Raw genomic sequence first — 26014 nt, 5'->3', positions numbered from 1 at the left:
GCGCAGCCCCTGGAATCCATGCCGTTACCTCGGCCGTGGAGTGCAGCGGAGCAGAATTCTGGACCGTAGCGGCGCGTTGAAGTCACAGGATCCTCGGGTCTGCGCGCGTCGCTTCGCTCCTTGCTCCACCCGTGGATGACGACAAAGATGGGCGTTTCGGCCAATTTCCAGGGTGCCAACCCTGCGCCGGCGAACTACACCCCCTCGACCAGCACGATCTCGCCGTCGGCTACCTTCTGGCGGATGGCGACGGCACGCTGATATTCCGGCGAGTGGTAGCACTCATGCGCTGCCGCAAGCGATTCGAACTCGATGATCACGTTGCGCGCCCGGCCTGGCCCCTCGGCCTTCTCGTGCTCGCCGCCGCGCGCCAGGAATTTCGCGCCGAAGCGGTCGAAGGCGAGCTTGGCGGCGGCGACATAATCCTTGTAGCCCTCCGGGTCGCGCACATCGACGCGGGCGATCCAATATCCCTTTGGCATTCTTTTCTCCCTGTTTGTTTCGCGCGCGGACCAGCCTATGCCGAGCACATTTCGGCCAGGATATCCTCGGCCGCCGTGCGCCGGTCCGGCGCCGCGACGATCGGCCGGCCGACGACGAGGTGGCTGGAGCCGTTGCGGATCGCCTGCGCCGGCGTCACGACGCGCTTCTGGTCGCCGTGGTCGCTGCCCGCCGGCCTTATGCCTGGCGTCACCACCGCCATGTCGGGCCCGACGATCCGCCGCACGGCGGAAGCCTCCTCGGCCGAGCAGACGATGCCGCCCATGCCGGCATGCAGCGCCTGTTCGGAGCGCCGCAGAACCAGCGTGTGCGGATCATATTCGTAGCCGGCATCGATCATGTCCTGCTCGTCCATCGAGGTCAGCACGGTCACCGCGAGCAGGCAGAGATCGCTGCCTTTGGCCGCCTCGACCGCCGCCCTCATGGCCTTGGGATAGGCATGCAGCGTCAGCATCGAGACCCCCATCCTGACGATGTTCTCGACCCCCTTGGCCACGGTGTTGTCGATGTCGAGCAGCTTCATGTCGAGGAAGACCTTGGTGCCGCCGCTCACCAGCTCGCGTGCGAAATCGAGCCCGCCGGCAAAGGCGAGCTGATAGCCGATCTTGTAGAAGGAGACGACGCCTTCGAGCTCGCGCACCGCCTTCTCGGCTTCCTGCAGAGTCGGCACGTCGAGGCCGACGATCAGCCTCTCTTGCATGGACTTGGCGTGCAAGGTCTCGACCGGATGCATCAGGCCTCGATCCGCACCGACAGCATGCGCGAGGTTTCGATCAGTGTACGGCATAGGCGCTCCATCGATTGCTGCAGTCTGGCGTCGCGGAATTGTCCGTCCTCGGCGAAGGCCTCATTGGCGCTGGAAACCGAGCATTCCGGCGTGATCACTTCCATCTGGCAGCGCACCAGAACCGCGCGCAGATGGTTGATGCAGCGTATGCCGGCAAACTTGCCCTCCGAGGAGGAGCAAAGGCCGACAGGCTTGCCGTAAAGCGGCCTGAACGAGCGGCTGCCGTCGCGCCGGAGCCGGCTCACCCAGTCGATCGAATTCTTCAAGAGCGGCGGGATCGAGCCGTTATATTCGGGCGTCGCGATCAGAAGCCCGTCATGATCGGCGATTTGCCGGGCGAGCTTCACGGCGTTTTCGGGAATGCCTTTTTCCTGCTCGAGGTCCTCGTCCATGATCGGCAGCGGATAGTCGCCAAGCGAGATGCGCGTCACCTCGGCGCCCTGCATGGCGAGCTCCTTCTGCGCCACGTCGGCCGTCCGGCCGCTGAATGCGCCGGTGCGGACCGAGCCGGCGAAGACGAGGATTCTTGGGATCACTGCCATTGGCCACCCTTGTTCTCGGACAGGTACAGCCAAGGGTCCCTCAAATCAACGCAATGAGATCAGAAAACGTTGGAGGATTGGTCGCGACCTGCGAACTTCGTCATCCACGGGCGGAGCAGCCGCGAAGCGGCGTCGCGAAGACCCGAGGATCCATTCCGTTACCTCAATCGTAGAGTGCAGCGGGAGCAGAGTTCTGGATCGCCACAACGCTTCGAAGTCACGGAATGGATCCTCGGGTCTGCGCCGCGTCGCTTCGCTCCTTGCTCCGCCCGTGGATGACGAGGTGACTGGCGTTTCGGCCAACCGCCAGGACGCTGCCGCCACCGGCGATAAGCGAACACTTTCGCAGGCAGAACCTAATGCGCCTTGCGCCGGTAGATCCACAGCTGCGTCGGCGGAATGTTGCGGATGATGAAGTCGAAATGCTTGACCGTGTAATCGCCGCGGCCGGGCGGGATCGGCGACATCGGGCCGTAGGTCAGCTGCACGATCGGCCGGCCTGCGGGGATGCGGTCGAGCAGGCTTTCGATGTAGGCGATGCGCTGGGCGACGGGGAAATTGAGCAGCGGCACGCCGGAGACGACGGAATCGAAAACCATGTCGCGCTTGTCGCCGAGCGTGGCGTCGAGATTGAAGGCATCGCCCTCGATGATGTTGACGCGCGGATAGAGCCGGCGCAGATGGCGCACGAAGTCGGTCGAATATTCGATCGCGTAGAGGTTTTCCGGCTTCACGCCCTGGGCCAGGATGGCGCGGGTGATGACGCCCGTGCCGGGTCCGACCTCCAGCACCGGCAGGCCCGATTTCGGGTTGACGATCGAGGCCATCTTGCGAGCGGTGACGGAACTGGTGGGAACAATGGAGCCGACCGCTTTCGGCTTGTCGATCCAGCCTTTGAAGAACTTCAGCTCGTCGTCGAATTTTTCCGCCAGCGCTTTGCGCAACCCGGGACCACGTGCCATGCGAGCTCTCCTCAACGCTCCCCGACCGCTACTTATCAGCTAGGTGGAACAAGGCAAGGCGTCAACGTGGCATAAGGTGTTGATGACCCTTGGGAATGTCGCCAACGCAAGTCGCCCAAAAGTGTGAAGCGGTTTTGCGATGACGACTTGCGTCAAAAAAACGTCAGCGGTCGCCGAAGGACTCGAAAAAGTCCTTCATACGGGCGAAGAAGCCGCTCGACTGGGGCGAGTTGTCCTTCGAGGAGAGCTGCTCGAACTCTTCCAAAAGCTCGCGCTGGCGGCGCGACAGGTTCTGCGGCGTCTCGACCGCCGTCTGGATGTAGAGGTCGCCGACATTGGGCTGTCGCAGCACCGGCATGCCCTTGCCCTTGAGCCGGAACTGGCGGCCGTTCTGGGTGCCTTCCGGCACCTTCACCTTGGTCTGCGTGCCGTCGAGCGTGGTGACCTCGAACGAGCCGCCAAGCGCGGCGGTCGTCATCGAGATCGGCACCTTGCAGTAGAGGTCGGCGCCGTCGCGCTGGAAGAATTCGTGCGGCTTGACGGCGAGGAAGATGTAGAGATCGCCCGAAGGGCCGCCGCGCAGGCCGGCTTCGCCCTCATTGGCAAGCCGGATGCGGGTTCCGTCCTCGATGCCGGCCGGGATGTTGACCGACAGTGAACGCTCCTCGGTGACGCGGCCCTGGCCGGCGCATTTCGGGCAGGGGTCCTTGATCGTCTGGCCTCGGCCCTGGCATTGCGGGCAGGTGCGCTCGATCGAGAAGAAGCCCTGTGTTGCCCGCACTTTGCCGTGGCCGTGGCACATGGCGCAGGTTACCGGCTGCGTGCCGGGCTTGGCGCCGCTGCCGGAGCATTCCGAGCAGGAAATCGAGGCCGGCACGCGAATCTGCGCCGTCTTGCCTGAAAACGCCTCTTCCAGCGAGATTTCCATGTTGTAGCGCAGGTCCGCCCCGCGCTCGCGGCCGCCCGACGAACGACGCTGGCGGCCGCCCATCATGTCGCCGAAAATGTCCTCGAAAATGTCGGCGAAACCGCCGGCGCCGAAGCCGTGCGCCGCGCCGTTCATGCCGCCCTGCTCGAAGGCGGCGTGGCCGAAACGATCGTAGGCCGCGCGCTTCTGCGGGTCCTTCAGCGTCTCGTAGGCTTCGTTGATTTCCTTGAACTTGTGCTCGCAGGCATGATCGCCGGGGTTGCGGTCGGGATGGAACTGCATGGCGAGCTTGCGGAAAGCGCTCTTGAGCTCCTTGTCGTCGGCGCCTTTTTGCACGCCCAGCGTTTCGTAGAAATCAGCTTTCATTTTTTCCCGCGGTCCGGATGCTCAATGTCTTCAAGCATTGTTGCGTCGTTTGCCGGCACGTTGTTCGATTTAGGAGCGATGCTGCCCGGATGCCAGAGCCGAGCCGGGCTCACGCCATGTTTTTCCGTCACTTTTTAGGCCGGACCTGCACTTTTTCAGCGAAGGTTGCAAAAAAGCCCGGCTTCGCGCCGGGCTTTTCGCATTATTCGCCGTCGGCCGGCTCAGGCCGACTTCTTCTTGTCGTCGTCTTCGTCGATTTCCTCGAAGTCGGCGTCGACCACGTCCGAATCCTTGGCGGCGTCCGCCTTGGCGTCGGCTTCGGCCGCTTCCTTCTGCGAGGCCTCGTACATGGCCTGGCCAAGCTTCATCGAAGCTTCGGCGAGCGACTGCGACTTGGCCTCGATGTCGGCCACGTTGTCGCCCTCGGCGGCAGCCTTCAGCGCGCTGATGGCGTCGGCGATCGCGGTGCGGTCGGCCTCCGAGACCTTGTCGCCATAGTCCTTCAGCGACTTCTCGGACGAATGCACCAGGGATTCGGCCTGGTTGCGGGCCTCGACGAGGGCGCGGCGCTTCTTGTCGGCCTCGGCATTGGCCTCGGCGTCCTTCACCATCTTCTCGATGTCAGCGTCGGACAGACCACCCGAGGCCTGGATGCGGATCTGGTGCTCCTTGCCGGTGCCCTTGTCCTTGGCCGAGACGTTGACGATGCCGTTGGCGTCGATGTCGAAGGTGACCTCGATCTGCGGCACGCCGCGCGGAGCCGGCGGGATGCCGACCAGGTCGAACTGGCCGAGCAGCTTGTTGTCGGCCGCCATCTCGCGCTCGCCCTGGAAGACGCGGATCGTCACCGCCGATTGCGAATCCTCGGCCGTCGAGAACACCTGGCTCTTCTTGGTCGGGATCGTGGTGTTGCGCTCGATCAGCCGGGTGAACACGCCGCCCAGGGTTTCGATGCCGAGCGACAGCGGCGTCACGTCGAGGAGCAGCACGTCCTTGACGTCGCCCTGCAGCACGCCGGCCTGGATGGCGGCGCCGAGCGCGACCACCTCATCCGGGTTGACGCCCTTGTGCGGGTCCTTGCCGAAGAACTGCTTCACGATCTCCTGGATCTTGGGCATGCGCGTCATGCCGCCGACCAGGACCACCTCGTCGATCTCGCCCGCCTTGAGGCCGGCATCCTTGAGCGCCGCCTTGCAGGGGTCGATGGTGCGCTGCACGAGATCCTCGACCAGGCTCTCGAACTTCGCCCGGGTGAGCTTCATCGTCAGGTGCTTCGGCCCGGTGGCGTCGGCGGTGATGAAGGGCAGGTTGATCTCGGTCTGCGTCGTCGACGACAGCTCGATCTTGGCCTTTTCGGCGGCTTCCTTCAGGCGCTGCAGCGCGAGCTTGTCGGCCTTGAGGTCGATGCCCTGCTCCTTCTTGAACTCCGCCGCCAGGTACTCGACCAGGCGCATGTCGAAGTCCTCGCCGCCGAGGAAGGTGTCGCCATTGGTCGACTTCACCTCGAAGACGCCGTCGCCGATCTCGAGCACCGAAATGTCGAACGTGCCGCCGCCAAGGTCATAGACGGCGATGGTCTTGCCGTCCTTCTTCTCGAGACCGTAGGCGAGCGCGGCTGCCGTCGGCTCGTTGATGATGCGCAGCACCTCGAGCCCGGCGATCTTGCCGGCGTCCTTGGTTGCCTGGCGCTGGGCGTCGTTGAAATAGGCCGGAACGGTGATGACCGCCTTCTCGACCTTCTCGCCGAGATAGGCTTCCGCCGTTTCCTTCATCTTCTGCAGGATCATGGCCGAGATCTGGCTGGGCGACAGCTTCTTGCCGCCGGCCTCGACCCAGGCGTCGCCATTGTCGCCCTTGACGATCTTGTAGGGGACAAGCTTCTTGTCCTTCTCCGTCACCGGATCGTCATAGCGGCGGCCGATCAGGCGCTTGACCGCGAAGATGGTGTTTTCAGGATTGGTGACCGCCTGGCGCTTGGCCGGCTGGCCGACGAGGCGTTCTCCGTCGCTGTTGATGGCGACGATGGAAGGGGTCGTGCGCGCGCCTTCCGCATTCTCGATAACCTTAGGCTCCTTGCCGTCCATGATGGCGATGCAGGAGTTCGTGGTTCCGAGGTCGATACCGATAACTTTTGCCATTGTTCTAGTCTCTCCGCTAAGCAGGCTCTCAGGACCCTGATAAGGCGTTCCGACGAAAGCCCCTGTTCACAAGAAATTCCGCCACGGTCCCCGGTTTTTCAAGGCCGGACGGCTGGCGCGTATATAAGAACAGGCGGCACGGGGCGCAAGCATCCTGCGCAAGGTGTCTGCTGCCCCGCGTGAGCCTGGAAAACGGACCAGCCCGCCATATGCCGGTGTCGATCCGGATTTGCTCTATCTAATTGTCCGGAGAGGATTTTTTCGGACGGGACGATCTCATCGATGCGCCGGTTGCATGTCGGCCGGGGGGAAGCTTTGCCCTGTGGGGCGTGACTTTGCGTCGCGAATAAGTCTGAAAAACGTCTTTGCCGCCATACGCCGGCAATCCGCCAGCGGAGAACATGGCCGCTTGGCAATCGAGGCGTGCGGGACTACGAATAGGCAAGATGCGGCAGATCGCCGGCACGAGCGCCGGCTTGGATCATGCGCGCCAAATCGATCCTGATCGGGATACTTGCCGGAATGGTCGCGTTCTCCGGCTGCATCACCGGCGGCGCATTGCAGACGTCTCCTGCGGCCTATGGCGGCCTCACCGACGCCAGCTTCCGCATTCCACCGGTTCCCATCTACAAGGTCGACCAGAAATTCCACCGGCAGACGGTGGCTTATCCGACCGATGAGGCGCCCGGCACCATCATTGTCGATACAGGGGCGAAATTCCTCTACTACGTGCTGGGTGACGGTCAGGCGATGCGCTACGGGATCGGCGTCGGCAAGGCGGGCTTCGAGTGGCATGGTACCGCTCACGTCGCGAGGAAGCGCGAATGGCCGGATTGGAGCGCGCCGTCGGCGATGATCGTTCGCGAACGCAATCGAGGCCACGTCATACCGGCCCATATGGAAGGCGGACTCATGAATCCGCTCGGCGCGCGGGCGCTCTATCTCTTCAACGAGAAGGGCGACACCGGATATCGCCTGCACGGCAGCCCAGAATGGTGGTCCATTGGCAAAGCCGTTTCGGCGGGCTGCATCCGCCTCATGAACCAGGACATCATCGATCTCTACGACCGCGCCCCAATCGGCACCAAGGTGATCGTCCTATAGACGCCAGGTCTCTGCCCGTCGTGGCCTTGGTTGGCAACCGCGATGCTGTTTTACAGGATTGTTCGCGATGCCTTCGCACACCTGTTTGCGGTCTTCCCGTACCAAAGGATCAGTTTTGGAACGCTTCCGTGCAAAGCGCGCGCAGCTTCGGAAAGATGTGCCGTCCTCCGGCTATCACTTGCGTTCCCCGGCTGATGACGGTCTTCGGGTCGGATTTGAGAACGGTGCCGCCCGCCTCTTCTACCAGAAGCATGCCGGCCAGGCAGTCCCAGGCATTCATGTGCTCCTCGACATAGCCGAGCAGCCGTCCGGCCGCGGCATAGGCCAGCATCAGCGCGCCGGAAGCATTCCTGAAGAACACGCCGCCTTCGGCCATGATCAGGCTGATCAGCACCGCGACATGTTCGGTGGCGGCTCGGTTCGAAAGCCCGGTTCCGACCGAGCCTTCGGAAAGCGCCGTGGCGCCGCTCGCCTTGATCGGCCGCCCGTTGACGAAAGCGCCGCCGCCAACACGACCGTGGAAGGTCTCGCCGGTCGAGGCTTCGTGGATGACGCCGACGACGGTCTCGCCGTCCCTGGCGCAGGCGATCACCACGCACCAGGCGGGAATGCCGCGCACGAAATTGGCGGTGCCGTCGATCGGGTCGATCACCCAGACATAGCCGGTCTTGCCGGCCGCCGGCGCGTGCTCCTCGCCGACGATGCCGTCGCCCGGATAGGCCTCGGCGATCGCCGCGCGGACGAAAAGCTCCACCTCGCGGTCGGCGTCCGAGACAAGATCCTGATGGCCCTTGCTCTCGATCGTCAGGTTTTCGAGGTCGCGAAAATATTTCAGCCCAAGCTCGCCGGCGCGCCGCGCGAGGTCGATGGCGAACTGCATGCGCTGGTCGAGGTCGTCGGTCACGGGAAGGCTCGCGCTTGAGGAAGGGTCTGCCCTTAGCAGACGAGTATGTCAGGCAAAAGCCATCGGGTGGTCAGGCCGCTTGCGACGTCGACTTGTGGACGTCGGCAAGAATCTCGAAGGAACGCACCCGCGCCGCATGGTCGAACATCTGCGCCGTCACCATCAACTCGTCGGCGCCGGTGCGGCGCACGAAGGCGTGGATACCCTGGCGAACCGTTTCCGGCGAGCCGACGACGGCGCAGGACAGCGCCTGGGCAAGCATGGTCCTGGCGACCGGATCGAGGTCGCGGTCATAGTTCTCGACCGGCGGCGGCAGCTGACCTGGCCGGCCGCTGCGCAGATTGACGAAAGCCTGCTGTAGAGAGGTGAACAAGAGGTTCGCCTCGGCGTCCGTGGGCGCGGCAAAGACATTGAGGCCGAGCATGACATAGGGCTTGTCGAGCTGGGCCGACGGCTGGAAGCGCGTGCGGTAGACCTCCAGCGCGTGGTCGAGTTCGGCCGGCGCGAAATGCGAGGCGAAGGCATAGGGCAGGCCAAGCAGTGCCGCGAGCTGCGCGCCGTAGAGGCTGGAGCCCAGGATCCAGACCGGCACGTCCTGGCCTTCTCCCGGCACCGCGCGGATGCGCTGCCCTTCCTCGGCCGGCTGGAAATAGCCCATCAGCTCGACCACGTCCTGGGGGAAGTTGTCGCTCGCTTCCAGATTGCGGCGCAGCGCCCGCGCCGTCATCATGTCGGTGCCCGGCGCGCGGCCGAGGCCGAGATCGATGCGGCCGGGGAAAAGCGCTGCCAGCGTGCCGAACTGCTCGGCAATCACCAGCGGCGCATGGTTGGGCAGCATGATGCCGCCGGCGCCGACGCGAATGGTCTTCGTGCCGCCCGCCACATGGGCGATGACGACGGAGGTCGCCGCACTGGCGATGCCCGGCATGTTGTGGTGCTCGGCGAGCCAATAGCGCTTGTAGCCCAGCCGCTCGGCGTGGCGTGCGAGGTCGAGCGAATTGGCGAGCGACTGCGAGGCATCGCTGCCTTGGGTGATCGGCGACAGGTCGAGAACCGAAAGGGCAGTCATTGATCAGGTCTCCACGATGTTCTTCTGCCGCAGCCTCGCCTCGAAGGCGGCGCGGTCGGGAATGACGACGGCGAGCTGGCTCTCCAGCACGTCGGCGAGCTCGGCGGCGCTCGCGATCTCCCGCTGCTCGGTGCGGCCGCCGAGATGGTGGGTCGACAGCCGGTTGTTGCGCAGCGCGTAGCGCCTGTCCGGCAGGGCGCGCGCAGCAACCAATGTGGAAAGGAAATGCGAGCTCGGATGCGTCGACAGGAAGTGGCTGCTCACCTGGTAATCGACCTCGTAGGCCCGCTGCATGTCGAAGCGGTAGAGCGTGCGCCAATTGCCGCCGATATTGGCCTGCAGGCGAAAATGATCGCCGGTTTCAGCGATGCGGAACGCGTCGTGCGGCGTCTGCTGTTCCAGGTCCGGCTCGAGCAGCAGCGGCGCCGTCAGCGTCAGGCCGCCGAAGCCGACATCGGCGATATGGGTTCTTCCATCGAGCTCGATCCGCAGCAGCATATGGCTGCGCGCCGTGACGGCGTCGTCCGGCTGGCCCCACAGCACGCGGGCGGCAAGCCCGCTGACGGTGAAGCCCAGCTCTCCGAGCGCATGCATGAAGATCAGATTGTGTTCGAAGCAGTAGCCGCCGCGGCCCTGGCTGAAAACCTTGTCCTGCAGCGAGGCGGGATCGAGCCCGACAGAAACGCCCATCAGCGCATCGATATTCTCGAAGGGGATCGCTCGCGGATGGGCCAAATGCAGCGAGCGCAGCGTGGCGAGCGAGCTGTCGGTCGGCCCGCTATAGCCGATGCGGGCGAAATAGGCGTCGAGATCGAAGTCGTTCATCAACACGGGGTCCGGCTTGACCGGCCCGATATAGGCACTCCCCGCCGCTGCCGCAAACGATGGGCAGGTCTCGACATTGGGCCAGGGCATCACGCCCCGGACTTGTGGTTGTTCTCGCTCGGTTCGTCGTCGATGAGGATGGTCTGCTGAGCCGCCAGGAAGTTGCCGACATGGCTGAGCCCGTCGAAATGGTCGCAGAACACCTTGACGACCACCAGAAGCGGCACCGCCATCAGCGCTCCGACGAAACCCCACAGCCAAGACCAGAAGGCGATGGCGATGAAGATCGCCACGGCGTTGAGCTCAAGCCGCCGGCCGACCACCGTCGGCGTCACGAACTGGCCTTCGACGACGTCGCACAACAGCACGAAGGCGGGCGCCAGCAGCGCGTAGGAGATCGTGTCGAAGCTGATCAGCGCGATGACCGTCACCAGGAGGATGGTGATCAGCGCGCCGACATAGGGCAGGAAATTGAGGAGTGCCGCAGCTGCGCCCCAGACCAGTGGGTTCGGCATGCCGAGCCCCCACAGGCCAAGCCCGATCACCGTGCCGAGGCCGGCATTGATGACCGCGACGGTGAGCAGGTAATGCGAGATCTCGCGCTCGACGTCATAGACGACGCGCAGCGCACGCTTCTTCTGGCTGAGGCTGGCGAAGGATTGGACGATCTTCTCGTAGAACAAGGTGCCTGAGGCGAGCAGGAACAGCGACAGCACGAAGACGATCGTGATGCTGGTGCCGGCCCCCAGAATGTTGCCGGCTGCCGTGGGCAGGATGCCGGACGACGCCACCGCGACCTTCTGCACGCCCGCTTCCTGCGCTGTCTCTGTGAGCGCCTCGAGCTGGCGCGAGATATCCATCATCCTTTCGAGCGGGCGCTTGAACGGCGCCAGCCGCTCGGTGAGTTGCTGGCCGATCGACGAGGTGTTGTTGATGAGGTCGATGACCGGGCCGCTGAGCAGATACCCGGCGCTGGCGACGAAAAAGACCGAGAGCAACACCAGGAGGGTCGCGGAGAGCACGTCGGGAATACCGTGCTTGCGCAGGAAACGCACGATCGGCGTCAGCGTCAGCGCCAGCAGGAAGGCGAGGATCACCGGCATGAAGAAAGCGCGGGCGAAATAGAGCGCGAATACCGTCAGCAGAACGAAGATGCCGATCAGCAGCGATCGCATCAGCCGCAATTCGGCGCGGGCGCCGGCGCGCGAATCCGGGCTTTCGGCAACGCTCGCGCCCGAAGCGGTCGTTTCGGCCTTCATAGGTTCCCCTCGCGATCGTCGAAGAAAACGTGCGCGCCGCGCCAAGGTTCCGTTAGCTGGCGGCTGGCTCCGTTGGTGCATGTCGCGCGAAAGTATGCGGCGGTTTTGCGAAAACGACATGCATAAGAACAAAGGTCTAAAGCGCGCCGCCTCAATCCGTTTCAGCGCGAAGCGCTTTAGGCGGCCGGCGCCGGCGCGGCCTTCCCCGTTTCCTTGCGCACGATCGGCGCCACCCTGGTGCCGTAAAGCTCGATCGCCTTCATGATCTTGGCGTGCGGCATGGTGCCGATAGCCATCTGCAGCAGGAAGCGATCGTTGCCGAAGATCTTGTGCTGGGCGACGATTTTTTCCGCCACCTCTTCGGGATTGCCGACGAACAAGGCACCACCCGGACCTCGCGCGTGATCGAAATGCGCCCGCGACGTTGGCCCCCAGCCGCGCTCGCGGCCGATGCGGTTCATCACCTCGGCCTGCGGGCCGTAGAAATCGTCCGCTGCCTTCTCGGTGGTCTCGGCGATGAAGCCATGCACGTTGAGGCTGGTGGCAAGCGTGGCGGGATCGTTGCCGGCGCGCCTTGCCGCCTCGCGATAGATCTCGAACAGCGGCGCGAAGCGGGCCGGCTCGCCGCCGATGATGGCAAGCGCGAGCGGCAGGCCGAGCGCGCCGGCGCGAGCGGCGGACTGCGGCGTTCCGCCGATGGCGATCCAGATCGGCAGCTTGTCCTGGAAAGGCCGTGGATAGACGCCGCGGCCGTTGATCGGCGCGCGCAAGCGTCCTTGCCACGTCACCTTCACCTGGTCGCGGATAGCTAAAAGCAGGTCCAGCTTCTCGGCGAAGAGCTCGTCATAATCCTCCAGATTGTAGCCGAACAGCGGGAAGGATTCGATGAAGGAGCCGCGCCCGGCCATGATCTCTGCGCGGCCGCCGGACAGAAGGTCGAGCGTCGCGAACTGCTGGAAGACCCGCACCGGATCGTCGGAGGAAAGCACGGTGACCGCGCTGGTGAGCTTGATGCGCTTCGTCCGCTCCGCTGCCGCCGCAAGGGCAACGACCGGCGCCGACGCCGCATAGTCGGGACGATGATGCTCGCCCAGGCCGAACACGTCGAGACCGACCTGGTCGGCCAGCTCGATCTCCTCGATCAGGTTGCGCAGCCGTTCATGCGGGCCGATGGCGCCGGGCCCCGGTTCCGGGCTGACATCCGCGAAAGTGTAGAGGCCGAGTTCCATTTCGATTGCATCCCGATGCGCGGTTTGAGCGTTGATTGTCGGCGCTAGAGGTAGCGGTCGGCCTTGCTGTTCGCCAGTGGCGCGATTTGTGAACAGTGCATCGCGCGGCCTTGACGTATCCCGGCGGCAACAGCGCAGATTTTCATGGCTGGCATACCGTTTTGGCGCTTGAACTCATCGCTTTCGCGCGTATGTAAGCGTCGCGAATTGACTGCAGGGAAGTGGACTTGGCTATCTACAGGGAAAAAGACATATTCGAGCGGCGCAACGCCGCGAACGAGGCAAAGAAGGCGCTCCTCGAGCGCTTCAAGGCAAAGCCGGCGGCGGATGATCCAGCGGTTTTGGCGCGCCAGGCGGAACGTAAGGCGATCCTTGAGGCCCGCGCGATCCGCGAGGCAGAGAAGGCCAGGCTGAAGCAGGAAAAGCTGGCGCGCGAGGCGGCCGAGAAGGCCGAGCGCGAGGCAGCGGCAGAGGCTGCTCGTATTGCTGCCGAACAGGCGGCGGCGGCCGAGGCCAAGATCCGCGAGGCCGAAGAGACCGAGCGCATCGCCCGCCTGCTTGCCGAAGAGGCCGAGCGCAAGGCCAAGCGCGACGCACGCTACGCCGCCCGCAAGGCGCGTGTCGGCCGCACGCCTCCGGGCTTCTCCGCCCGCTAAGGCCTCGGCGCCCGCTGATATAGTTTCGTTCGAAAGATGCTTCAGGGTCGCCAGTTGCGGCCCTGAAGGCGTTTGTTCTGACGGTCAGGCGACGAGCTTCAGCCCGACGATGCCGCAGACGATCAGGCCGATGCAGGCAAGCCGCACCGCGGTCGCCGGCTCGCCGAGCAGCCAGATGCCGAGCAATGCCGTGCCCACGGTGCCGATGCCGGTCCACACCGCATAGGCGGTGCCCACGGGCAGCATCTTCAGCGCCAGACCGAGCAGACCAAGGCTGACCATCATAGAGACGATGGTGAGAAGGGTCGGCAGCGGCTTCGAAAAACCGTCGGTATATTTGAGGCCGATAGCCCAGCGATCTCGAACAGGCCGGCGAAGAAGAGAAAAATCCAGGACATCGCAAAGACTCCGTCATTCCAGCACCGGTCATCCGATGCTTGAGGTGGCGGGTCGTCCCAGCGATTTCTTCCGGGGAAGCGAGGTCGTCCTCGCTGCGTCGATATAGGAAGGTCCTGCTCCCCAATCAACAAAACACCGGCAGCACTCGGCATGCCGCCGGTTCCACATCGAGACGGGTCAGCCGCTCTGGTGGTTTACTTCTCCTTGATGCGCATCGCCTTGACCGGCGGTGCCTTCGGAGCCGGGGCCGCGGCTGGTTTCTTCGCATCCTTCTTCGGCTTGCGGGGTTCCTTGCCCGCCTTCATCGCACCCTTAGCCATGATTCGCTCCTCCGATTGTGGGCAGCCCAAGTGAAACAAGAGAAGCGCCCGACCGCAAGAGGCTGCTTGCCGCTTCGAAAGCCGGCACCTGGATGTCAACCGTTTTCCCTCGGCGTCGACCGGATCTCGGGCGGCGGCTGCAGGATGGTTCGTCGGCATCTTGAACCTCGGATCGGCTGGCGCATTGTCTGTAGAGCTGCGGCCGGCGGGCCGCTAAGCTCGGCGCCTGGGCAGGATCGGAAACGGATGGCAGGGCATAGCGGTTCGAAAAGGGTGATCTACGCCGCGCTCGCCGGCAATCTGGCGATCGCATTGACCAAATTCGCCGCGGCATTCTTCACCGGTTCTTCCGCCATGCTGTCGGAAGGCGTCCACTCGCTGGTCGACACCGGCAATGGCGCGCTCCTACTCTACGGCATGCATCGCGCCGCCCGCCCGGCCGACCGTACGCATCCGCTCGGTCATGGACGCGAACTCTATTTCTGGAGCTTTATCGTCGCGCTGCTGGTTTTCGCCCTGGGCGCCGGCGTTTCCTTCTATGAAGGCGTCATCCACATCATGGCGCCCGAGCCGGTCGTCAACGCCAAGGTCAACTACATCGTGCTCGGCCTCTCCTTCCTGTTCGAAGGCAGTTCCTGGCTGGTGGCGTTGAAGGAATTCCGGAAGCAGAAGGGGATGCTGGGCTGGTTCGAGGCGGTGCGGCTGAGCAAGGATCCCAGCGTCTACACCGTGCTCTTCGAGGACAGCGTCGCGCTGCTTGGCCTGATCGTCGCGTTCGCGTGCATCCTTGCGTCCGAACTGCTAGAGATTCCTGAACTCGATGGCGCCGGCTCGATCGGCATCGCGATCATCCTAGGCGCGACCGCGATCTTCCTGGCGCGCGAGAGCAAGGGCCTGCTGCTCGGCGAGCCAGCTTCGCCCGAAGTGCAACGCAAGGTTCTGGCGATCGCCGGGCAGGACCCGGCCGTGCAGCGGGCGAACGGCATATTGAGCGTCCATATCGGCCCTGAAGAGATCGTCGCCGGCTTGAGCATCGAGTTCGAGGATCATCTCACAGCGCCCGAGATCGAGGCGTGCATCGAGCGCCTGGAGGCGCGGCTGAACGAGGAGATGCCCGAGATCGCCAGGCTGTTCGTCAAGCCGCAGGCGACTGGCACATGGGAGATGCGACGCAAGACTATCGCCGAGGCCTCCGACGAGCACTAGATTGGGTGAACCCTTAAGGAGGAAAGCTGATGAAGATCGACGGCGGGTGCCATTGCGGCGCCATCACCTACGAGGCGGAGGTCGATCCCGAAAAGACCTCGATCTGCCACTGCACGGATTGCCAGCAGCTCACCGGCACCGCCTTCCGCGTTACCGTGCGCGTGCCTGAGGAGGACTACCGCATCACCAAGGGCGAGCCCAAGGTCTACATCAAGACCGGGTCGAGCGGCGCCAAGCGGGCGCAGGGCTTTTGCGGCGAGTGCGGCTCGCATCTTTACGCCACCTCCGTCGGCGACGGGCCGAAGGTTTATGGCATCAGGACGGGTACGGCGCGCCAGCGCGACCAGTTGGTGCCGAGGACGCAATACTGGCATCGCTCGGCGCTGCACTGGCTGCCGGAATTCGAGGGCACCAGGGTCGTCGAGGAGCAGTAGGGGGGCTTTAGTGGGCTGTCTCAGGCCTCTGCGATTGGCAAAGCCTCCTGAACTTCGTCATCCTCAGGCTTGACCCGAGGATCCATGCCGCGACCGTTGCCGTAGGTGCAACGGTGCGGAATTCTATAACCGTTGCAAAGCTTTAGCGTCACGGCATGATCCCAGGGTCTGCGCCGCGTCGCTTCGCTCCTTGCTCCGCCCTAGGATGACGATGGGAAAGAGCGGCTCGGCTAATCGCCAACGGCGTAACAACCCATCTACTCCCCGTCTTCGACGACGCGCAACCTGAGCTGGCCTGTCTTCGAGTCCGCCACGCGCGCGCCTGCCTCGGCCTTCGCCGGACGCGGCGGCTCGGCTTCCGTCTCGCCGAATTCCAGCGCCTCGATCTTCTGGCCGCGCTTGGTGACTTTCGACGTCGAGACGAGGATGTCGTCGATATCCTTGGCCGCCTGGCCGAAATGCGTCTGCAGCCGGCGCACGCGCTCGTCGACGCGCCCTACGTCCTCCATCAGGCGGATGACCTCGCCCTGGATCAGATGCGCCTGCTCGCGCATGCGCGCGTCCTTGAGGATCGCCTGGATGACCTGGATCGACAGCATCAGCAACGACGGCGAGACGATAACGACGCGGGCGCGGTGCGCCTTCTGCACCACTGCCTCGAAATTCTCATGGATCTCGGCGAACACCGATTCCGACGGCACGAACATAAAGGCGGTGTCCTGCGTCTCGCCCTGGATCAGGTATTTTTCGGCGATATCGCGGACATGCACCTCGATGTCCCGCCTGAACGCCTGCGCCGCCACCTTCTGCAGCTCGGCGCCCTCCGCGGCGCGGATGGCGTTCCACGCTTCCAGCGGGAACTTCGCGTCGATGGCAAGCATCGGCGCGCCATTTGGCATCCGCACCAGGCAGTCCGGCCGGCTGCCGTTGGAGAGGCTCGCCTGGAACTCGTAGGCGCCGTGCGGCAGACCGTCGGCGATGATCGCTTCCATGCGCGACTGGCCGAAGGCGCCGCGCGTCTGCTTGTTGGAAAGGATCGCCTGCAGCTGCACGACCTGGCCGGCGAGAGACTGTATGTTGCCCTGCGCCGTGTCGATCACTGCCAGCCGCTCCTGCAGCTTGGCCAGGCTCTCATGCGTCGACTTCGTCTGCTCGGCCATGGTCTGGCCGAGGCGGCCGGTCATGGCGTCGAGCCGCTGGCCGAGCGATTGGGTCAGCTCGGCCTGCCTGGCGCCGAACACTTCGGCGATCGCGCCCATGCGCCCCTGCATCTCGGCCTGCGCCTGCAGGATGTCCGCCATCCGCGCCTCGGTGTCACGGGCATGATCGGCCGCTTCGGCTGCGGCAATCGCGCGCGCCTTGCCCGCGCGCCACAAGGCGATGACGAGCGCCAGGACCAATGCCAGCAGCAGCAGCGCGCCGAAGCCGAGCACCCCGCCGAGCGTGATCGTGGTGGCGCCGAGTCGCGCGACCGGTTGAGAAAGGATCAAGGACATGTCGTTCATGCGGACAGCATAGCCGATTCGGCTCGCCGAAACAGATCAAAACGTGAACAGGTCGCAGCCGCCCCCGTTGACGCTTTTCCAACGACGTCTTAGGTGAGACGCCATGTCGATCAAGCCGCTCATCATCCTTCCCGATCCGATCCTGCGCCAGGTTTCCAAACCGGTCGAGCGCGTCGACGGCGATTTGCGCAAGCTCGCCGACGATATGCTGGAAACCATGTACGACGCGCCGGGCATCGGGCTGGCGGCAATCCAGGTCGGCGAGCCGCGGCGCTTGCTGGTCATCGACCTCGCCAAGGAGGGCGAGCCGCCCGCGCCGCATGTCTTCATCAATCCGGAAATCCTCGAAAGCTCCGACGAGCGCTCGGTCTATGAGGAAGGCTGTCTGTCGATCCCCGACTACTATGCCGAGGTCGAGCGTCCCGCAGCGGTTCGGGTGAAGTATCTCGATCGCGACGGCAAGCTGCAGGAGATGCAGGCCGAAGGACTGATGGCGACCTGCCTGCAGCACGAGATCGACCATCTCAACGGCGTGCTGTTCATCGACCACATCTCGAAGCTGAAGCGCGACATGGTGGTCAGGAAATTCAAGAAGCTCGCCAAGGACAAGGCGCCGGGCAAGATGGTGGGCTAGGGGTCATGCCCCTTCGCGTCATCTTCATGGGCACGCCGGATTTTTCCGTGCCGACGCTCAGCGCCATTGCCGAGGCCGGCCATGACATCGCGGCCGTCTATACGCAGCCGCCGCGCGCGGCCGGCCGGCGCGGACTGGAGCTTACGCCGTCGCCTGTGCAGCGCGAGGCGGAGCGGCTTGGCCTCCAGGTGCGGACGCCGACATCGCTCAAGGGCGAGGCCGAGCAGCGAGCCTTTGCCGAGTTGCGGGCCGACGTCGCCGTGGTCGTCGCCTACGGCCTGCTTCTGCCGAAACCCGTGCTGGAGGCAACCAGGCTCGGCTGCCTCAACGGCCATGCCTCGCTTTTGCCGCGCTGGCGCGGTGCCGCGCCCATCCAGCGCGCCATCATGGCCGGCGATGCCGAAACCGGCATGATGGTGATGCGCATGGAAGAGGGTCTGGACACCGGCCCGGTGGCGTTGGTTGAAAAATGCGCCATCGGACCCGATATGACCGCCGGCGAATTGCATGACCGCCTGATGGCTCAAGGCGCTTCGCTGATGGTGGAAGCACTGACGCAGCTGGGGATAAATTGTCTGACATTTACCCCGCAGCCGACGGAAGGAGTGACCTACGCCCGAAAGATCGATAAATCGGAGACACGCGTAGACTGGACGCGGCCTGCCGGCGAAGTCCACAATCACATTCGCGGCCTCTCGCCCTTTCCGGGCGCTTGGTGCGAGGTCGAAATTGGTGGCCGCGTGGAGCGGCTGAAACTGCTTCGCTCGACGCTTTCCGATGGCGTCGGCGAGTCGGGAGGTATTCTCGATGACCGGCTGACGGTCGCCTGCGGGTCAGGCGCGGTCCGGCTGGTCGAAGTTCAACGGGCGGGCGGAAGGCCCGCCGCCGCGCAGGAGTTCTTGCGCGGAGCCAAGATCGAAAAAGGAACGAAACTCAAATGAGCATGATGTCGATACGCGCGGCGACGCCGCGGGATCGCGAGGCGATCCGCCTTGTCGAAGAGCATGCGTTCGGTCAGCGGACCGAGGCCGGCCTGGTCGACGCGCTGGTGACCGGCGGCGATGCCGTCGTCGAGCTGGTGGCGGAAGAGGATGGCCAGGTCGTCGGCCACATCCTGTTTTCCAGGCTCTTGGTGCAGACGGGCGGCAAGCGCTTCGCGGCCGTGGCGCTGGCGCCGCTGGCGGTCGAGCCGTCCTTCCACGGCACCGGCATCGGCGGCGCGCTGATCCGCGAGGCGCATGTCCGCCTCAAGGAAGCCGGCGAGCGGCTTGCCGTGGTGCTGGGTGACCCGGCCTATTACGGCCGCTTCGGCTACAGCCATGCCCGCGCCGAGAAGTTCGAGAGCCAATACCAGGGCGAGGCGCTGCAGGCGCTGGCCTGGGGCGAAGCGCCCGAGGCCGGCAAGCTGGTCTACGCTTCGGCCTTCACCGCGCTCGCCGCTTAGGCGGGCGCAAGCCTCAGAACATGCCGCGTTTTCGGCTCGATATCGAATATGACGGCAGCCAATTCGCCGGTTGGCAGCATCAGGCGGACCAGCTTTCGGTGCAGCAGGCGATCGAGCAGGCGATCGAAAAGTTCTGCGGCGAACAGGTGAGAATACGTGCCGCCGGCCGCACCGATGCCGGCGTGCACGCCACTGCGCAGGTGGCGCATGTCGATCTCGCCAAGGCCTGGACGGGCGACAAGGTGCGCAATGCCGTCAACGCCCATCTGCAGGCGGCCGGCGCGCGTGTCGCCATCCTGACGGCCGGCATCGTCGCCGACGATTTTGACGCCCGCTTCTCCGCCACCGGCCGCCATTATCTCTACCGCATCCTCAACCGCCGCGCGCCGTCGGCGCTGGAAAAGGGCAAGGTCTGGTGGGTGCCGAAACGGCTTGATGCCGAGGCCATGCACGAGGCGGCGAAGGTGCTGCTCGGGCGGCACGATTTCACCACCTTCCGCTCTACCCAATGCCAGGCCGAAAGCCCCGTCCGCACGCTTGCCCAACTCGACGTCAGCCGTATGGGCGATCTCATCGAGGTGCGGACCTCGGCGCGCTCGTTCCTGCACAACCAGGTGCGCTCGATGGTCGGCTCCTTGCGGCGGGTCGGCGACCGCTCGTGGAGCGCTGCCGACCTCAAGGCGGCGCTCGAAGCGCGCGACCGCGCCGCCTGCGGCCAGGTGGCGCCGCCGGACGGGCTGTTTCTGGTCGGGGTGGATTACCCCGCGGAGCAAACCGATCAGTCGGTGCCGCCTTCTGCCAGATCGTCTGACCAATTGGCGCCGCCGTAGAACAAGCGCAAAATCACCACGCGCTCGGGTTCCACAACGAAGGCAACGGTTATGCGGCGCTCAAATCCGATGATCCGGAGGTCTGGCCGCACGTCATGGCGGCGCGTGCCGCGTTCAGAGCCATATTCGAGGCGCTCGCAGAAGGCGCGTAGACGGCTGTCGTAACGGTCGGCCGTCGCAGCGCTTCTGGCTTGCGCAATGACATTATAGATACGATCGAGGTCATCGCCTGCGTCAGGCGTATAGATGACAGCCCGACGCTTCACGGCTTCTTCTGAGAATGCGTCGCATGGCGCTTGCGCGCCCGTTCGGCCATTTCCTCCGGCGATATGCCTTTGCCGGGATTGGCTTTCCAGGCGTCATAGGTCGGAGCGACCTCCTCGCGCAGCCAGCGCTCCACTGCGGCATCGCGCTCCTGCAGCGCGCGAAGCCCGGCGCGGATGACCTCGCTGCTGGTGGCGTAGGCGCCCGACTGAACAAGCTGGTCGATAAAGGCGGCTTGCTCCGACGGCAGGCTGAAAGTGCGTTTTTCCGTGGCGGACATGTGCTCTCTCCGAGAGAGTCGGTATGAAATTATCATACCAAACCGACCGTAAATTGGAAGACCGCCTTCAATCCGGAGGATCAGCCCCTTGCGCCGTTCGGCATGTCGATGCCGAGCAGCGCCTGCAGGCCGAACAGGACGAGCAGGGAGGCCACGAACATGCCGGCAAACACCGCCGTGCCGATGGCCGCGCCCTTGCCGATCGTCGCGTTGGTCATGCGCCAGGTCAGCACCATCGACAGCGCGAACAGAAGCAGCGAGACCAACCCGCTGATCTCGTCGGTCGAGGGCAGGAACAGCCTCAGCAGCGCCGACGGCAGCATCAGCCAGGCGATGATCGCGGAGGCCCAGTTGGAGGCGACGACGTAGTGGACGAAGCGGCCGCCGATGCCGGCGCGCGGCGCGACCAGCGCAAGCGCCACCAGCGGCAGCACCCAGGAGCCGATGTCGACCGTCGCCAGCTTGAGCAGCATGCCGAGGCGACCGGCAAAAGCGTTCGGATCGCCGATCTCGTTGGCGATGCCGACCCAGCCGACGATCAACGCCGGCGCCGCCACGACGATGGCGAAGAAGGAATTCCAGAAACCGTCCGCCGTGAGGTCGAGCATGCGCAGGCCGTCGGCCTTGCCGAGCATCAGCCGCCAGGCGCCGGCCAGCGAAGCATAGGTTTCGTCTGCCGAGAGCATGGTCACGCGAGGCCCTGTCCGAACCAGTCTTGGATGAAACGTTCGTAGATTTGCGTCAGCGTCTCCAGGTCGGCGACCGCCACGCGCTCGTCCACCATGTGCATCGTCTTGCCGACCAGCCCGAACTCGACCACCGGGCAATAATCCTTGATGAAGCGTGCATCCGACGTGCCGCCGGAGGTGGAGAGCGCCGGTGTCCTGCCGACCACGGCGGCAACCGACGCGCTCAGTGTGTCGATCAGCTTGTCGTCGCGGGTGAGGAAGACATGGCTCGGCCGGTCGCGCCAGACAAGCTCGTAGTCGACTGGCGTCTTCTTGCCCGGCCGGTATTTCTTGCGCCCGGCCGCCTGGTCGAGCCGGTTGTGGATCTCGGCCTGGATTGTTTCGGCGTCCCAAGTGTCGTTGAAGCGGATGTTGAACGTGGCGGTCGCCTTGGCCGGGATGACATTGGTCGCCGGGTTGCCGACGTCGATCGACGTCACCTCGAGATTGGTCGGCTGGAAATCCTTGGTTCCCTTGTCGAACACCGGATGCAGCAGCGCGTCGACCAGGCTGATGAGACCGCGCACCGGGTTGTCGGCAAGCTGCGGATAGGCGGCGTGGCCCTGGCGGCCGTTGACGATGACGCTGCCGGACAGCGAACCGCGGCGGCCGATCTTGATCATGTCGCCGAGCGCATCCGGATTGGTCGGCTCGCCGACGATCGAGGCGTCCCATTTCTCGCCCTTGGCGGCCGCCCAGTCGAGCAGCTTCGTCGTACCGTTGATGGCAGGCCCTTCTTCGTCGCCCGTGATCAGCAGCGAAACAGAGCCTTTCGGTCCGCCATTTCTTTCGATGTGGCGCGCCACGGCGGCGATGAAGCAGGCGATGCCGCCCTTCATGTCGACGGCGCCGCGGCCATACATCTCGCCATTGGCGATCTCGGCGGCGAAGGGTGGATGCGTCCAGGCCGCCTCGTCGCCGACCGGCACGACGTCGGTATGGCCGGCAAACATCAGATGCGGGCCATTGCCGGAGCGGCGCGCATAGAGGTTTTCGATGTCCGGCGTGCCGCTTTCAGAGAACAGTGGCCGCTCGACCGAGAAGCCGAGCGGCTTCAGCATGTCCTCCAGCGTCCGCAGCGCGCCGCCTTCGGCGGGCGTCACGGAAGGACAGCGGATCAGGGCGGCAAGATTCTGGGCGGGGTCGGTCGGCAATTTCATAGGCAAAGCGATAGTCGAAAGCAGTAACTCTGTCACGGTGGCAGATGATCACCGATCATGCCGCCGACAATATGGTTGTCATGTCGTATAGTCGCGCGAGCCAGCACGGGATGATCGCATGGCCAATGACGGAAGAACGATCGCGGTTGCCGGCGCCGGCAGCATCGGCTGCTATGTCGGCGGCTGCCTGGCGCTTGCCGGGCGCAAGGTGAATTTCCTGGGCCGTGGCCGCATCGTCGAGACCATGCGCAAGGACGGGCTTCGGGTCAGCGATCTCGACGGTCGCGATCGGCGCATCGACCCTGAGGCGCTCGCGGTCACCGACGATCCGGCGTTGGCGCTGCGCAATGCGGATATCGTTCTTGTCACGGTCAAGAGCGGCGCGACCGAGGAGATGGCGGCGCTCGTCGCAGCCCATGCCCGGCCCGATGCCATCGTGGTCAGCCTGCAGAATGGCGTCGACAACGCGGACAAACTGCGCGTCGGGCTTCCAGCGCGTCGCGTGCTGGCCGGTATGGTTGCGTTCAACGTCGTGCAATCGCCGGACGGCGAGACGCCGTTCGGTGTCCGCCGCGCCAGCGACGGCAAGGTGCTGATCGAGGATACCGTGCCCGGCCTCGCCACCTTGCTTGACGTCGAAGGGCTGGCGGTTCGGACCCATGCCGACATGAAGGCGGTGCAGTGGAGCAAGCTGCTGATGAACCTCAACAACGCGCTGGTGGCGCTGTCCAACCTGCCGCTGACGAGGGAACTCGCCGATCGCCGCTGGCGCGTCATCCTGGCGGACCAGATCGACGAGGCGCGGGCGGCGATGAAAGCCTCAGGCATCGAGCCGGCGCGCATCGCCGGGCCGCCGCCATGGCTGCTGCCGAAAGCGCTGCGGCTTCCGGACTGGCTGTTCGGACTTCTGGCGCGCCGCATGCTGGCGATCGATCCCGAAGCGCGCGCCTCGATGTGGGACGACCTCGAGCGCGGCCGCCCGACCGAGATCGACGAGTTACAGGGCGCGGTGCTCGGCCTGGCCAAGCAGGCCGGCACGCCGGCGCCTGCGATCGAGCGCGTCGCGGCGCTGGTGCGTCAGGCGGAAGCAGAAAAGCGCGGCCCGCCGGGACTGTCGCCTGATGCCGTCAGTGGCGGTCCTCGATCAGCGTGATCTTCTGCCAGATTTTTCTCGACAGGTTGGAGGCCAGGTTCTCGATGTCGTTGACGCCGTCGACAACCACGGCGTCATCGACCGACTGGGCAAACAGCGCGGCGATCTTGCCGGTAATCGACAGCATTTCCGAGCAATAGTCGAGATAGCGCGCGAGGTCGGCGGCTTTGGTGATGCGGGCCGGCGAATGCGCCGTTGGCGTGAAACCGGCCGACAGCGCCGCCGGGTCCTTGGTCAATTGGTGCATGTCGATGACATGGATCAGCGAGCGCAATCCGTGAAGCTGGCGGAAGACCTGCTTGCGCTTGATCCGTTCTTCGCTGCGGATCAGGGCGAGGAAGCCGAGCACGGCGAGGATGGCGGTGTTGATCGTCGCCTCGATGCCCTGCACCGACTGCACGGCATCGTCGGTTCCCGAAATGCGGTCGAGCGGCAGGACGGTACCGACGAACAGGAACATCGCCACCCCGGCAATGAAGGCCGCGATGATGACGCCGCGCAGCCACCAGATCGGCGCCTCCAGCTCCTTGGCGGCTTTCGCCAGGTCGCGCGACAGCGACACCAGTTCGGCGGCGACGCCACGCAGGCCTGCGTCCGGAAAGCGCTCGGCCACGCGCTCCTCGAGCCTTTCGGCGGTCTCGATGATCAGCGTCGGATCGAGCGTACGGTAGCGCATGGCGGGCTGTTCAGCGGTCGGCGGGTGAGTTGGTGCGGCTGCCGTAGCGGTTGGATCCGGGTTGTCCCGGGAACAGGCAGAGCACCAGGAAGGCGACGATCGACACGACGGGGACGAACAGCACAAGCGCCGCGATGCCGGGCTTGTCGAGATCATGCAGCCGCTTCACCGCCAGCACGATGTTCGACCACAGCGAGCCGAGGAAGGCGAGGAAGAAGACGAACGACCACATGTTGCTCTCGGCCGAGCCTTCCGGCACCAGCGTGAAGCGGTAGAGCGGAAAAGCCTGCACGAGGGCCACCAGCAGTCCGCCGAGAAAATAGGCCGCGCGGCTGAGGCGGCCCGAGGTTTTGAAGAAGAGCCAGATGAAGTCTGCTTTTTCAGGCAAGCGGGTCCGGTCCGTATTGATTGGCGCCTCTGGTGCCTTCCAGGATGCCGAGCTCGACCAGCAACCAGATGCCGCCGATGATGGGTATGAGGCCGATCAGCGTCCACCAGCCCGACTTGTTACGGTCGTGCCAGCGTTTGGCATAGAGGGCAATCGCGAAATAGATCGACGCCAGCATGACGAGGATGCCGACGACGCCGATCTGATCGCCGCTGGCCGTGGTGAAACGTGTGCCGAGGATCGAATCGAGAATGAACGCGACGATGGCAAGAACGATGAATATGCCGATGCCGGCCCAGAACTTGGCGCGGTTGATGCGACCGTCGAAACTCGTCAGCAGATACTTCCAGTCCATGACGCCCCTCCGTGTTGAACCAGCGCGACGGAATGTCGCGCCGGCGGAAGGTGCGTCCGTTTCCGCAAAAGATCAATCGCGCAGCAATTCGTTGATCGAGGTCTTGGAGCGGGTCTTGGCGTCGACGCGCTTGACGATGACGGCGCAATAGAGGCCAGGCCCCGGCTCGCCGCTGGGCAGCGGCTTGCCCGGCAGCGATCCGGCGACCACCACCGAATTTGCCGGCACCTCGCCGTAGAAGACCTCGCCGGTGGCGCGGTCGACGATCTTGGTCGACTGGCCGATGAACACGCCCATGCCGAGCACCGAGCCTTCGCGCACGATGCAGCCTTCGACCACCTCGGAGCGCGCGCCGATGAAGCAATTGTCCTCTATGATGGTCGGGCCGGCCTGCATCGGCTCCAGCACGCCGCCGATGCCGACGCCGCCGGAAAGATGCACGTTCTTGCCGATCTGGGCGCAGGAGCCGACCGAGGCCCATGTGTCGACCATCGTGCCCGAATCGACATAGGCGCCGACATTGACGAAGGACGGCATCAGCACCGCGCCCGGCGCGACATATGCCGAGCGGCGCACGACCGAGGACGGCACGGCGCGGAATCCGGCCTTCTCGAAGTCTACGGCGCTCCAGCCGTCGAACTTGGACGGCACCTTGTCCCACCACACCGCCTGGCCCGGGCCGCCCTTGATGATCTCCATCGGGTTCAGCCGGAAGGAGAGCAGCACCGCCTTCTTCAGCCACTGGTTGACGAGCCACTTGCCGTCGTCCTGCCGCTCGGCGACACGGGCCACGCCGCGGTCGAGCAGATCGAGCGCCGACTGGATGGCGTCGCGCGTTTCGCCGCGTGTCGCGGTCGAAATCGTGTCGCGCTCCTCGAAGGCCTTTTCGATGGTCTTTTCGAGGCTCGCCAGATCGGGCTTCGACATGAATTTGCTCCATTACAAAGCTGTTAAGGGCTGCGCCTTAA

30 protein-coding genes and 1 pseudogene are annotated in these 26014 nt (G+C 64.7%); 9 read left to right on the top strand and 22 right to left on the bottom strand.

Annotated elements, in window-relative coordinates; all coding sequences use genetic code 11:
* Nucleotides 1–194 precede the first annotated feature (194 nt).
* The 6 genes from QAZ47_RS03485 to dnaK all read right to left on the bottom strand — a co-directional run bounded on the left by QAZ47_RS03485 (nt 195) and on the right by dnaK (nt 6224).
* Nucleotides 195–482 (bottom strand): DUF1330 domain-containing protein, encoded by a 288-nt coding sequence (locus QAZ47_RS03485; protein ID WP_278232518.1) that lies wholly within the window; start codon nt 480–482, stop codon nt 195–197.
* 35 nt (nt 483–517) lie between these two features.
* On the bottom strand, nt 518–1234 hold the full coding sequence (gene pyrF / locus QAZ47_RS03480) for an orotidine-5'-phosphate decarboxylase (RefSeq protein WP_278207780.1): 717 nt from the start codon (nt 1232–1234) through the stop codon (nt 518–520).
* Entirely contained in the window at nt 1234–1830 is a 597-nt protein-coding gene (locus QAZ47_RS03475) for an NADPH-dependent FMN reductase (protein ID WP_278232517.1), read from the bottom strand. The genes pyrF and QAZ47_RS03475 overlap by 1 nt, the downstream gene beginning before the upstream one ends.
* 356 nt (nt 1831–2186) lie before the next feature.
* Entirely contained in the window at nt 2187–2792 is a 606-nt protein-coding gene (gene pmtA, locus QAZ47_RS03470) for a phospholipid N-methyltransferase PmtA (RefSeq protein ID WP_278205584.1), read from the bottom strand.
* Nucleotides 2793–2955: 163 nt separating this feature from the next.
* Nucleotides 2956–4086, bottom strand: coding sequence for a molecular chaperone DnaJ (dnaJ, locus tag QAZ47_RS03465; protein WP_278077510.1), 1131 nt, complete (start codon nt 4084–4086; stop codon nt 2956–2958).
* 221 nt (nt 4087–4307) lie between these two features.
* A complete protein-coding gene (dnaK, locus tag QAZ47_RS03460) occupies nt 4308–6224 on the bottom strand; it encodes a molecular chaperone DnaK (protein ID WP_278205583.1) in 1917 nt (638 codons plus the stop codon).
* Between the two features lie 483 nt (nt 6225–6707).
* Here dnaK and QAZ47_RS03455 point away from each other — a divergent pair, with 483 nt between their 5' ends.
* Nucleotides 6708–7328, top strand: a complete 621-nt coding sequence (locus QAZ47_RS03455; protein WP_278232516.1) for a L,D-transpeptidase — start codon at nt 6708–6710, stop codon at nt 7326–7328.
* Nucleotides 7329–7437: 109 nt separating this feature from the next.
* Here QAZ47_RS03455 and QAZ47_RS03450 read toward each other — a convergent pair whose 3' ends face one another.
* From QAZ47_RS03450 to QAZ47_RS03430, 5 genes are all read right to left on the bottom strand, one after another.
* The gene (locus QAZ47_RS03450; RefSeq protein WP_278232515.1) at nt 7438–8232 is read right to left on the bottom strand and encodes an inositol monophosphatase family protein; all 795 of its coding nucleotides are present in this window, start codon (nt 8230–8232) and stop codon (nt 7438–7440) included.
* A 70-nt stretch (nt 8233–8302) separates the two neighbouring features.
* On the bottom strand, nt 8303–9301 hold the full coding sequence (locus tag QAZ47_RS03445) for an LLM class flavin-dependent oxidoreductase (protein ID WP_278232514.1): 999 nt from the start codon (nt 9299–9301) through the stop codon (nt 8303–8305).
* 3 nt (nt 9302–9304) lie between these two features.
* The gene (locus QAZ47_RS03440) at nt 9305–10216 is read right to left on the bottom strand and encodes an arylamine N-acetyltransferase (protein ID WP_278232513.1); all 912 of its coding nucleotides are present in this window, start codon (nt 10214–10216) and stop codon (nt 9305–9307) included.
* Complete coding sequence (locus QAZ47_RS03435; RefSeq protein ID WP_278232512.1) at nt 10216–11385, bottom strand: AI-2E family transporter; 1170 nt, start codon at nt 11383–11385, stop codon at nt 10216–10218. Before QAZ47_RS03435 ends, QAZ47_RS03440 begins: the two co-directional genes overlap by 1 nt.
* Before the next feature lie 176 nt (nt 11386–11561).
* Complete coding sequence (locus QAZ47_RS03430; protein ID WP_278232511.1) at nt 11562–12614, bottom strand: LLM class flavin-dependent oxidoreductase; 1053 nt, start codon at nt 12612–12614, stop codon at nt 11562–11564.
* Between the two features lie 227 nt (nt 12615–12841).
* Between QAZ47_RS03430 and QAZ47_RS03425 the strand changes: the two genes are divergently transcribed.
* Entirely contained in the window at nt 12842–13270 is a 429-nt protein-coding gene (locus QAZ47_RS03425; RefSeq protein WP_278205576.1) for a DUF6481 family protein, read from the top strand.
* Between the two features lie 84 nt (nt 13271–13354).
* Here QAZ47_RS03425 and sugE read toward each other — a convergent pair.
* A pseudogene (gene sugE, locus QAZ47_RS03420) lies at nt 13355–13668 on the bottom strand (quaternary ammonium compound efflux SMR transporter SugE).
* A gap of 195 nt (nt 13669–13863) precedes the next feature.
* Nucleotides 13864–13989 carry a hypothetical protein gene (locus QAZ47_RS03415; protein WP_082953831.1) on the bottom strand — a complete coding sequence of 42 codons (126 nt, stop codon included), beginning with the start codon at nt 13987–13989 and terminating at the stop codon, nt 13864–13866.
* Between the two features lie 246 nt (nt 13990–14235).
* Here QAZ47_RS03415 and QAZ47_RS03410 point away from each other — a divergent pair, with 246 nt between their 5' ends.
* Both QAZ47_RS03410 and QAZ47_RS03405 read left to right on the top strand, forming a co-directional pair.
* Nucleotides 14236–15195: a cation diffusion facilitator family transporter gene (locus QAZ47_RS03410; RefSeq protein WP_278232510.1), complete on the top strand. Its 960-nt coding sequence runs from the start codon at nt 14236–14238 to the stop codon at nt 15193–15195.
* Nucleotides 15196–15224: 29 nt separating this feature from the next.
* Entirely contained in the window at nt 15225–15629 is a 405-nt protein-coding gene (locus tag QAZ47_RS03405) for a GFA family protein (protein WP_278232509.1), read from the top strand.
* 257 nt (nt 15630–15886) lie between these two features.
* Here QAZ47_RS03405 and QAZ47_RS03400 read toward each other — a convergent pair whose 3' ends face one another.
* Nucleotides 15887–17134, bottom strand: coding sequence for a DNA recombination protein RmuC (locus QAZ47_RS03400; protein ID WP_278232508.1), 1248 nt, complete (start codon nt 17132–17134; stop codon nt 15887–15889).
* Between the two features lie 103 nt (nt 17135–17237).
* On the opposite strand from QAZ47_RS03400, the gene def reads away from it, so the two are divergent.
* The 4 genes from def to truA are packed head-to-tail and all read left to right on the top strand — an operon-like array spanning nt 17238 to nt 20042.
* Nucleotides 17238–17768, top strand: coding sequence for a peptide deformylase (gene def / locus QAZ47_RS03395; protein WP_278205570.1), 531 nt, complete (start codon nt 17238–17240; stop codon nt 17766–17768).
* A 5-nt stretch (nt 17769–17773) separates the two neighbouring features.
* Nucleotides 17774–18709, top strand: coding sequence for a methionyl-tRNA formyltransferase (gene fmt / locus QAZ47_RS03390; RefSeq protein ID WP_278232507.1), 936 nt, complete (start codon nt 17774–17776; stop codon nt 18707–18709).
* Entirely contained in the window at nt 18706–19212 is a 507-nt protein-coding gene (locus QAZ47_RS03385) for an N-acetyltransferase (RefSeq protein WP_278205568.1), read from the top strand. The genes fmt and QAZ47_RS03385 overlap by 4 nt, the downstream gene beginning before the upstream one ends.
* 20 nt (nt 19213–19232) lie before the next feature.
* A complete protein-coding gene (gene truA / locus QAZ47_RS03380; RefSeq protein WP_278232506.1) occupies nt 19233–20042 on the top strand; it encodes a tRNA pseudouridine(38-40) synthase TruA in 810 nt (269 codons plus the stop codon).
* Here the strand turns inward: truA and QAZ47_RS03375 are convergent.
* From QAZ47_RS03375 to dapE, 4 genes are all read right to left on the bottom strand, one after another.
* Nucleotides 19991–20308, bottom strand: a complete 318-nt coding sequence (locus tag QAZ47_RS03375) for a type II toxin-antitoxin system RelE/ParE family toxin (RefSeq protein WP_278205566.1) — start codon at nt 20306–20308, stop codon at nt 19991–19993. The genes truA and QAZ47_RS03375 overlap by 52 nt on opposite strands.
* Nucleotides 20305–20586, bottom strand: a complete 282-nt coding sequence (locus QAZ47_RS03370; RefSeq protein WP_278205565.1) for a type II toxin-antitoxin system ParD family antitoxin — start codon at nt 20584–20586, stop codon at nt 20305–20307. The genes QAZ47_RS03375 and QAZ47_RS03370 overlap by 4 nt, the downstream gene beginning before the upstream one ends.
* A gap of 80 nt (nt 20587–20666) precedes the next feature.
* A complete protein-coding gene (locus QAZ47_RS03365) occupies nt 20667–21272 on the bottom strand; it encodes a transporter (protein ID WP_278207779.1) in 606 nt (201 codons plus the stop codon).
* A gap of 2 nt (nt 21273–21274) precedes the next feature.
* Nucleotides 21275–22474 carry a succinyl-diaminopimelate desuccinylase gene (gene dapE, locus QAZ47_RS03360; RefSeq protein ID WP_278205564.1) on the bottom strand — a complete coding sequence of 400 codons (1200 nt, stop codon included), beginning with the start codon at nt 22472–22474 and terminating at the stop codon, nt 21275–21277.
* Nucleotides 22475–22592: 118 nt separating this feature from the next.
* Between dapE and QAZ47_RS03355 the strand changes: the two genes are divergently transcribed.
* Entirely contained in the window at nt 22593–23627 is a 1035-nt protein-coding gene (locus tag QAZ47_RS03355) for a 2-dehydropantoate 2-reductase (protein ID WP_278232505.1), read from the top strand.
* On the opposite strand, the gene QAZ47_RS03350 is transcribed toward QAZ47_RS03355, so the two are convergent.
* From QAZ47_RS03350 to dapD, 4 genes are all read right to left on the bottom strand, one after another.
* Nucleotides 23602–24303 (bottom strand): hypothetical protein, encoded by a 702-nt coding sequence (locus QAZ47_RS03350; protein WP_278232504.1) that lies wholly within the window; start codon nt 24301–24303, stop codon nt 23602–23604. The genes QAZ47_RS03355 and QAZ47_RS03350 overlap by 26 nt on opposite strands.
* A 10-nt stretch (nt 24304–24313) precedes the next feature.
* Nucleotides 24314–24691, bottom strand: coding sequence for a DUF805 domain-containing protein (locus QAZ47_RS03345; protein WP_278232503.1), 378 nt, complete (start codon nt 24689–24691; stop codon nt 24314–24316).
* Nucleotides 24684–25046: a DUF805 domain-containing protein gene (locus QAZ47_RS03340; protein WP_278232502.1), complete on the bottom strand. Its 363-nt coding sequence runs from the start codon at nt 25044–25046 to the stop codon at nt 24684–24686. Before QAZ47_RS03340 ends, QAZ47_RS03345 begins: the two co-directional genes overlap by 8 nt.
* Before the next feature lie 72 nt (nt 25047–25118).
* Entirely contained in the window at nt 25119–25973 is an 855-nt protein-coding gene (gene dapD / locus QAZ47_RS03335) for a 2,3,4,5-tetrahydropyridine-2,6-dicarboxylate N-succinyltransferase (RefSeq protein WP_278205559.1), read from the bottom strand.
* Nucleotides 25974–26014 lie beyond the last annotated feature (41 nt).

Origin of the sequence: Mesorhizobium sp. WSM4904, from assembly GCF_029674545.1 — a bacterium.
GTDB lineage: Bacteria > Pseudomonadota > Alphaproteobacteria > Rhizobiales > Rhizobiaceae > Mesorhizobium.
Note: the sequence above shows the minus strand (reverse complement) of the source record. Positions and strands in the feature narration are given on the sequence as shown.

Coding starts and splice junctions, on each gene's coding strand:
- QAZ47_RS03485 (WP_278232518.1), bottom strand. CDS start 482: ATGCCAAAGGGATATTGGATCGCCCGCGTCGATGTGCGCGACCCGGAG.
- pyrF (WP_278207780.1), bottom strand. CDS start 1,234: ATGCATCCGGTCGAGACCTTGCACGCCAAGTCCATGCAAGAGAGGCTG.
- QAZ47_RS03475 (WP_278232517.1), bottom strand. CDS start 1,830: ATGGCAGTGATCCCAAGAATCCTCGTCTTCGCCGGCTCGGTCCGCACC.
- pmtA (WP_278205584.1), bottom strand. CDS start 2,792: ATGGCACGTGGTCCCGGGTTGCGCAAAGCGCTGGCGGAAAAATTCGAC.
- dnaJ (WP_278077510.1), bottom strand. CDS start 4,086: ATGAAAGCTGATTTCTACGAAACGCTGGGCGTGCAAAAAGGCGCCGAC.
- dnaK (WP_278205583.1), bottom strand. CDS start 6,224: ATGGCAAAAGTTATCGGTATCGACCTCGGAACCACGAACTCCTGCATC.
- QAZ47_RS03455 (WP_278232516.1), top strand. CDS start 6,708: ATGCGCGCCAAATCGATCCTGATCGGGATACTTGCCGGAATGGTCGCG.
- QAZ47_RS03445 (WP_278232514.1), bottom strand. CDS start 9,301: ATGACTGCCCTTTCGGTTCTCGACCTGTCGCCGATCACCCAAGGCAGC.
- QAZ47_RS03440 (WP_278232513.1), bottom strand. CDS start 10,216: ATGCCCTGGCCCAATGTCGAGACCTGCCCATCGTTTGCGGCAGCGGCG.
- QAZ47_RS03435 (WP_278232512.1), bottom strand. CDS start 11,385: ATGAAGGCCGAAACGACCGCTTCGGGCGCGAGCGTTGCCGAAAGCCCG.
- QAZ47_RS03430 (WP_278232511.1), bottom strand. CDS start 12,614: ATGGAACTCGGCCTCTACACTTTCGCGGATGTCAGCCCGGAACCGGGG.
- QAZ47_RS03415 (WP_082953831.1), bottom strand. CDS start 13,989: ATGGCTAAGGGTGCGATGAAGGCGGGCAAGGAACCCCGCAAGCCGAAG.
- QAZ47_RS03410 (WP_278232510.1), top strand. CDS start 14,236: ATGGCAGGGCATAGCGGTTCGAAAAGGGTGATCTACGCCGCGCTCGCC.
- QAZ47_RS03405 (WP_278232509.1), top strand. CDS start 15,225: ATGAAGATCGACGGCGGGTGCCATTGCGGCGCCATCACCTACGAGGCG.
- QAZ47_RS03400 (WP_278232508.1), bottom strand. CDS start 17,134: ATGAACGACATGTCCTTGATCCTTTCTCAACCGGTCGCGCGACTCGGC.
- def (WP_278205570.1), top strand. CDS start 17,238: ATGTCGATCAAGCCGCTCATCATCCTTCCCGATCCGATCCTGCGCCAG.
- fmt (WP_278232507.1), top strand. CDS start 17,774: ATGCCCCTTCGCGTCATCTTCATGGGCACGCCGGATTTTTCCGTGCCG.
- QAZ47_RS03385 (WP_278205568.1), top strand. CDS start 18,706: ATGAGCATGATGTCGATACGCGCGGCGACGCCGCGGGATCGCGAGGCG.
- truA (WP_278232506.1), top strand. CDS start 19,233: ATGCCGCGTTTTCGGCTCGATATCGAATATGACGGCAGCCAATTCGCC.
- QAZ47_RS03370 (WP_278205565.1), bottom strand. CDS start 20,586: ATGTCCGCCACGGAAAAACGCACTTTCAGCCTGCCGTCGGAGCAAGCC.
- QAZ47_RS03365 (WP_278207779.1), bottom strand. CDS start 21,272: ATGCTCTCGGCAGACGAAACCTATGCTTCGCTGGCCGGCGCCTGGCGG.
- dapE (WP_278205564.1), bottom strand. CDS start 22,474: ATGAAATTGCCGACCGACCCCGCCCAGAATCTTGCCGCCCTGATCCGC.
- QAZ47_RS03355 (WP_278232505.1), top strand. CDS start 22,593: ATGGCCAATGACGGAAGAACGATCGCGGTTGCCGGCGCCGGCAGCATC.
- QAZ47_RS03350 (WP_278232504.1), bottom strand. CDS start 24,303: ATGCGCTACCGTACGCTCGATCCGACGCTGATCATCGAGACCGCCGAA.
- QAZ47_RS03340 (WP_278232502.1), bottom strand. CDS start 25,046: ATGGACTGGAAGTATCTGCTGACGAGTTTCGACGGTCGCATCAACCGC.
- dapD (WP_278205559.1), bottom strand. CDS start 25,973: ATGTCGAAGCCCGATCTGGCGAGCCTCGAAAAGACCATCGAAAAGGCC.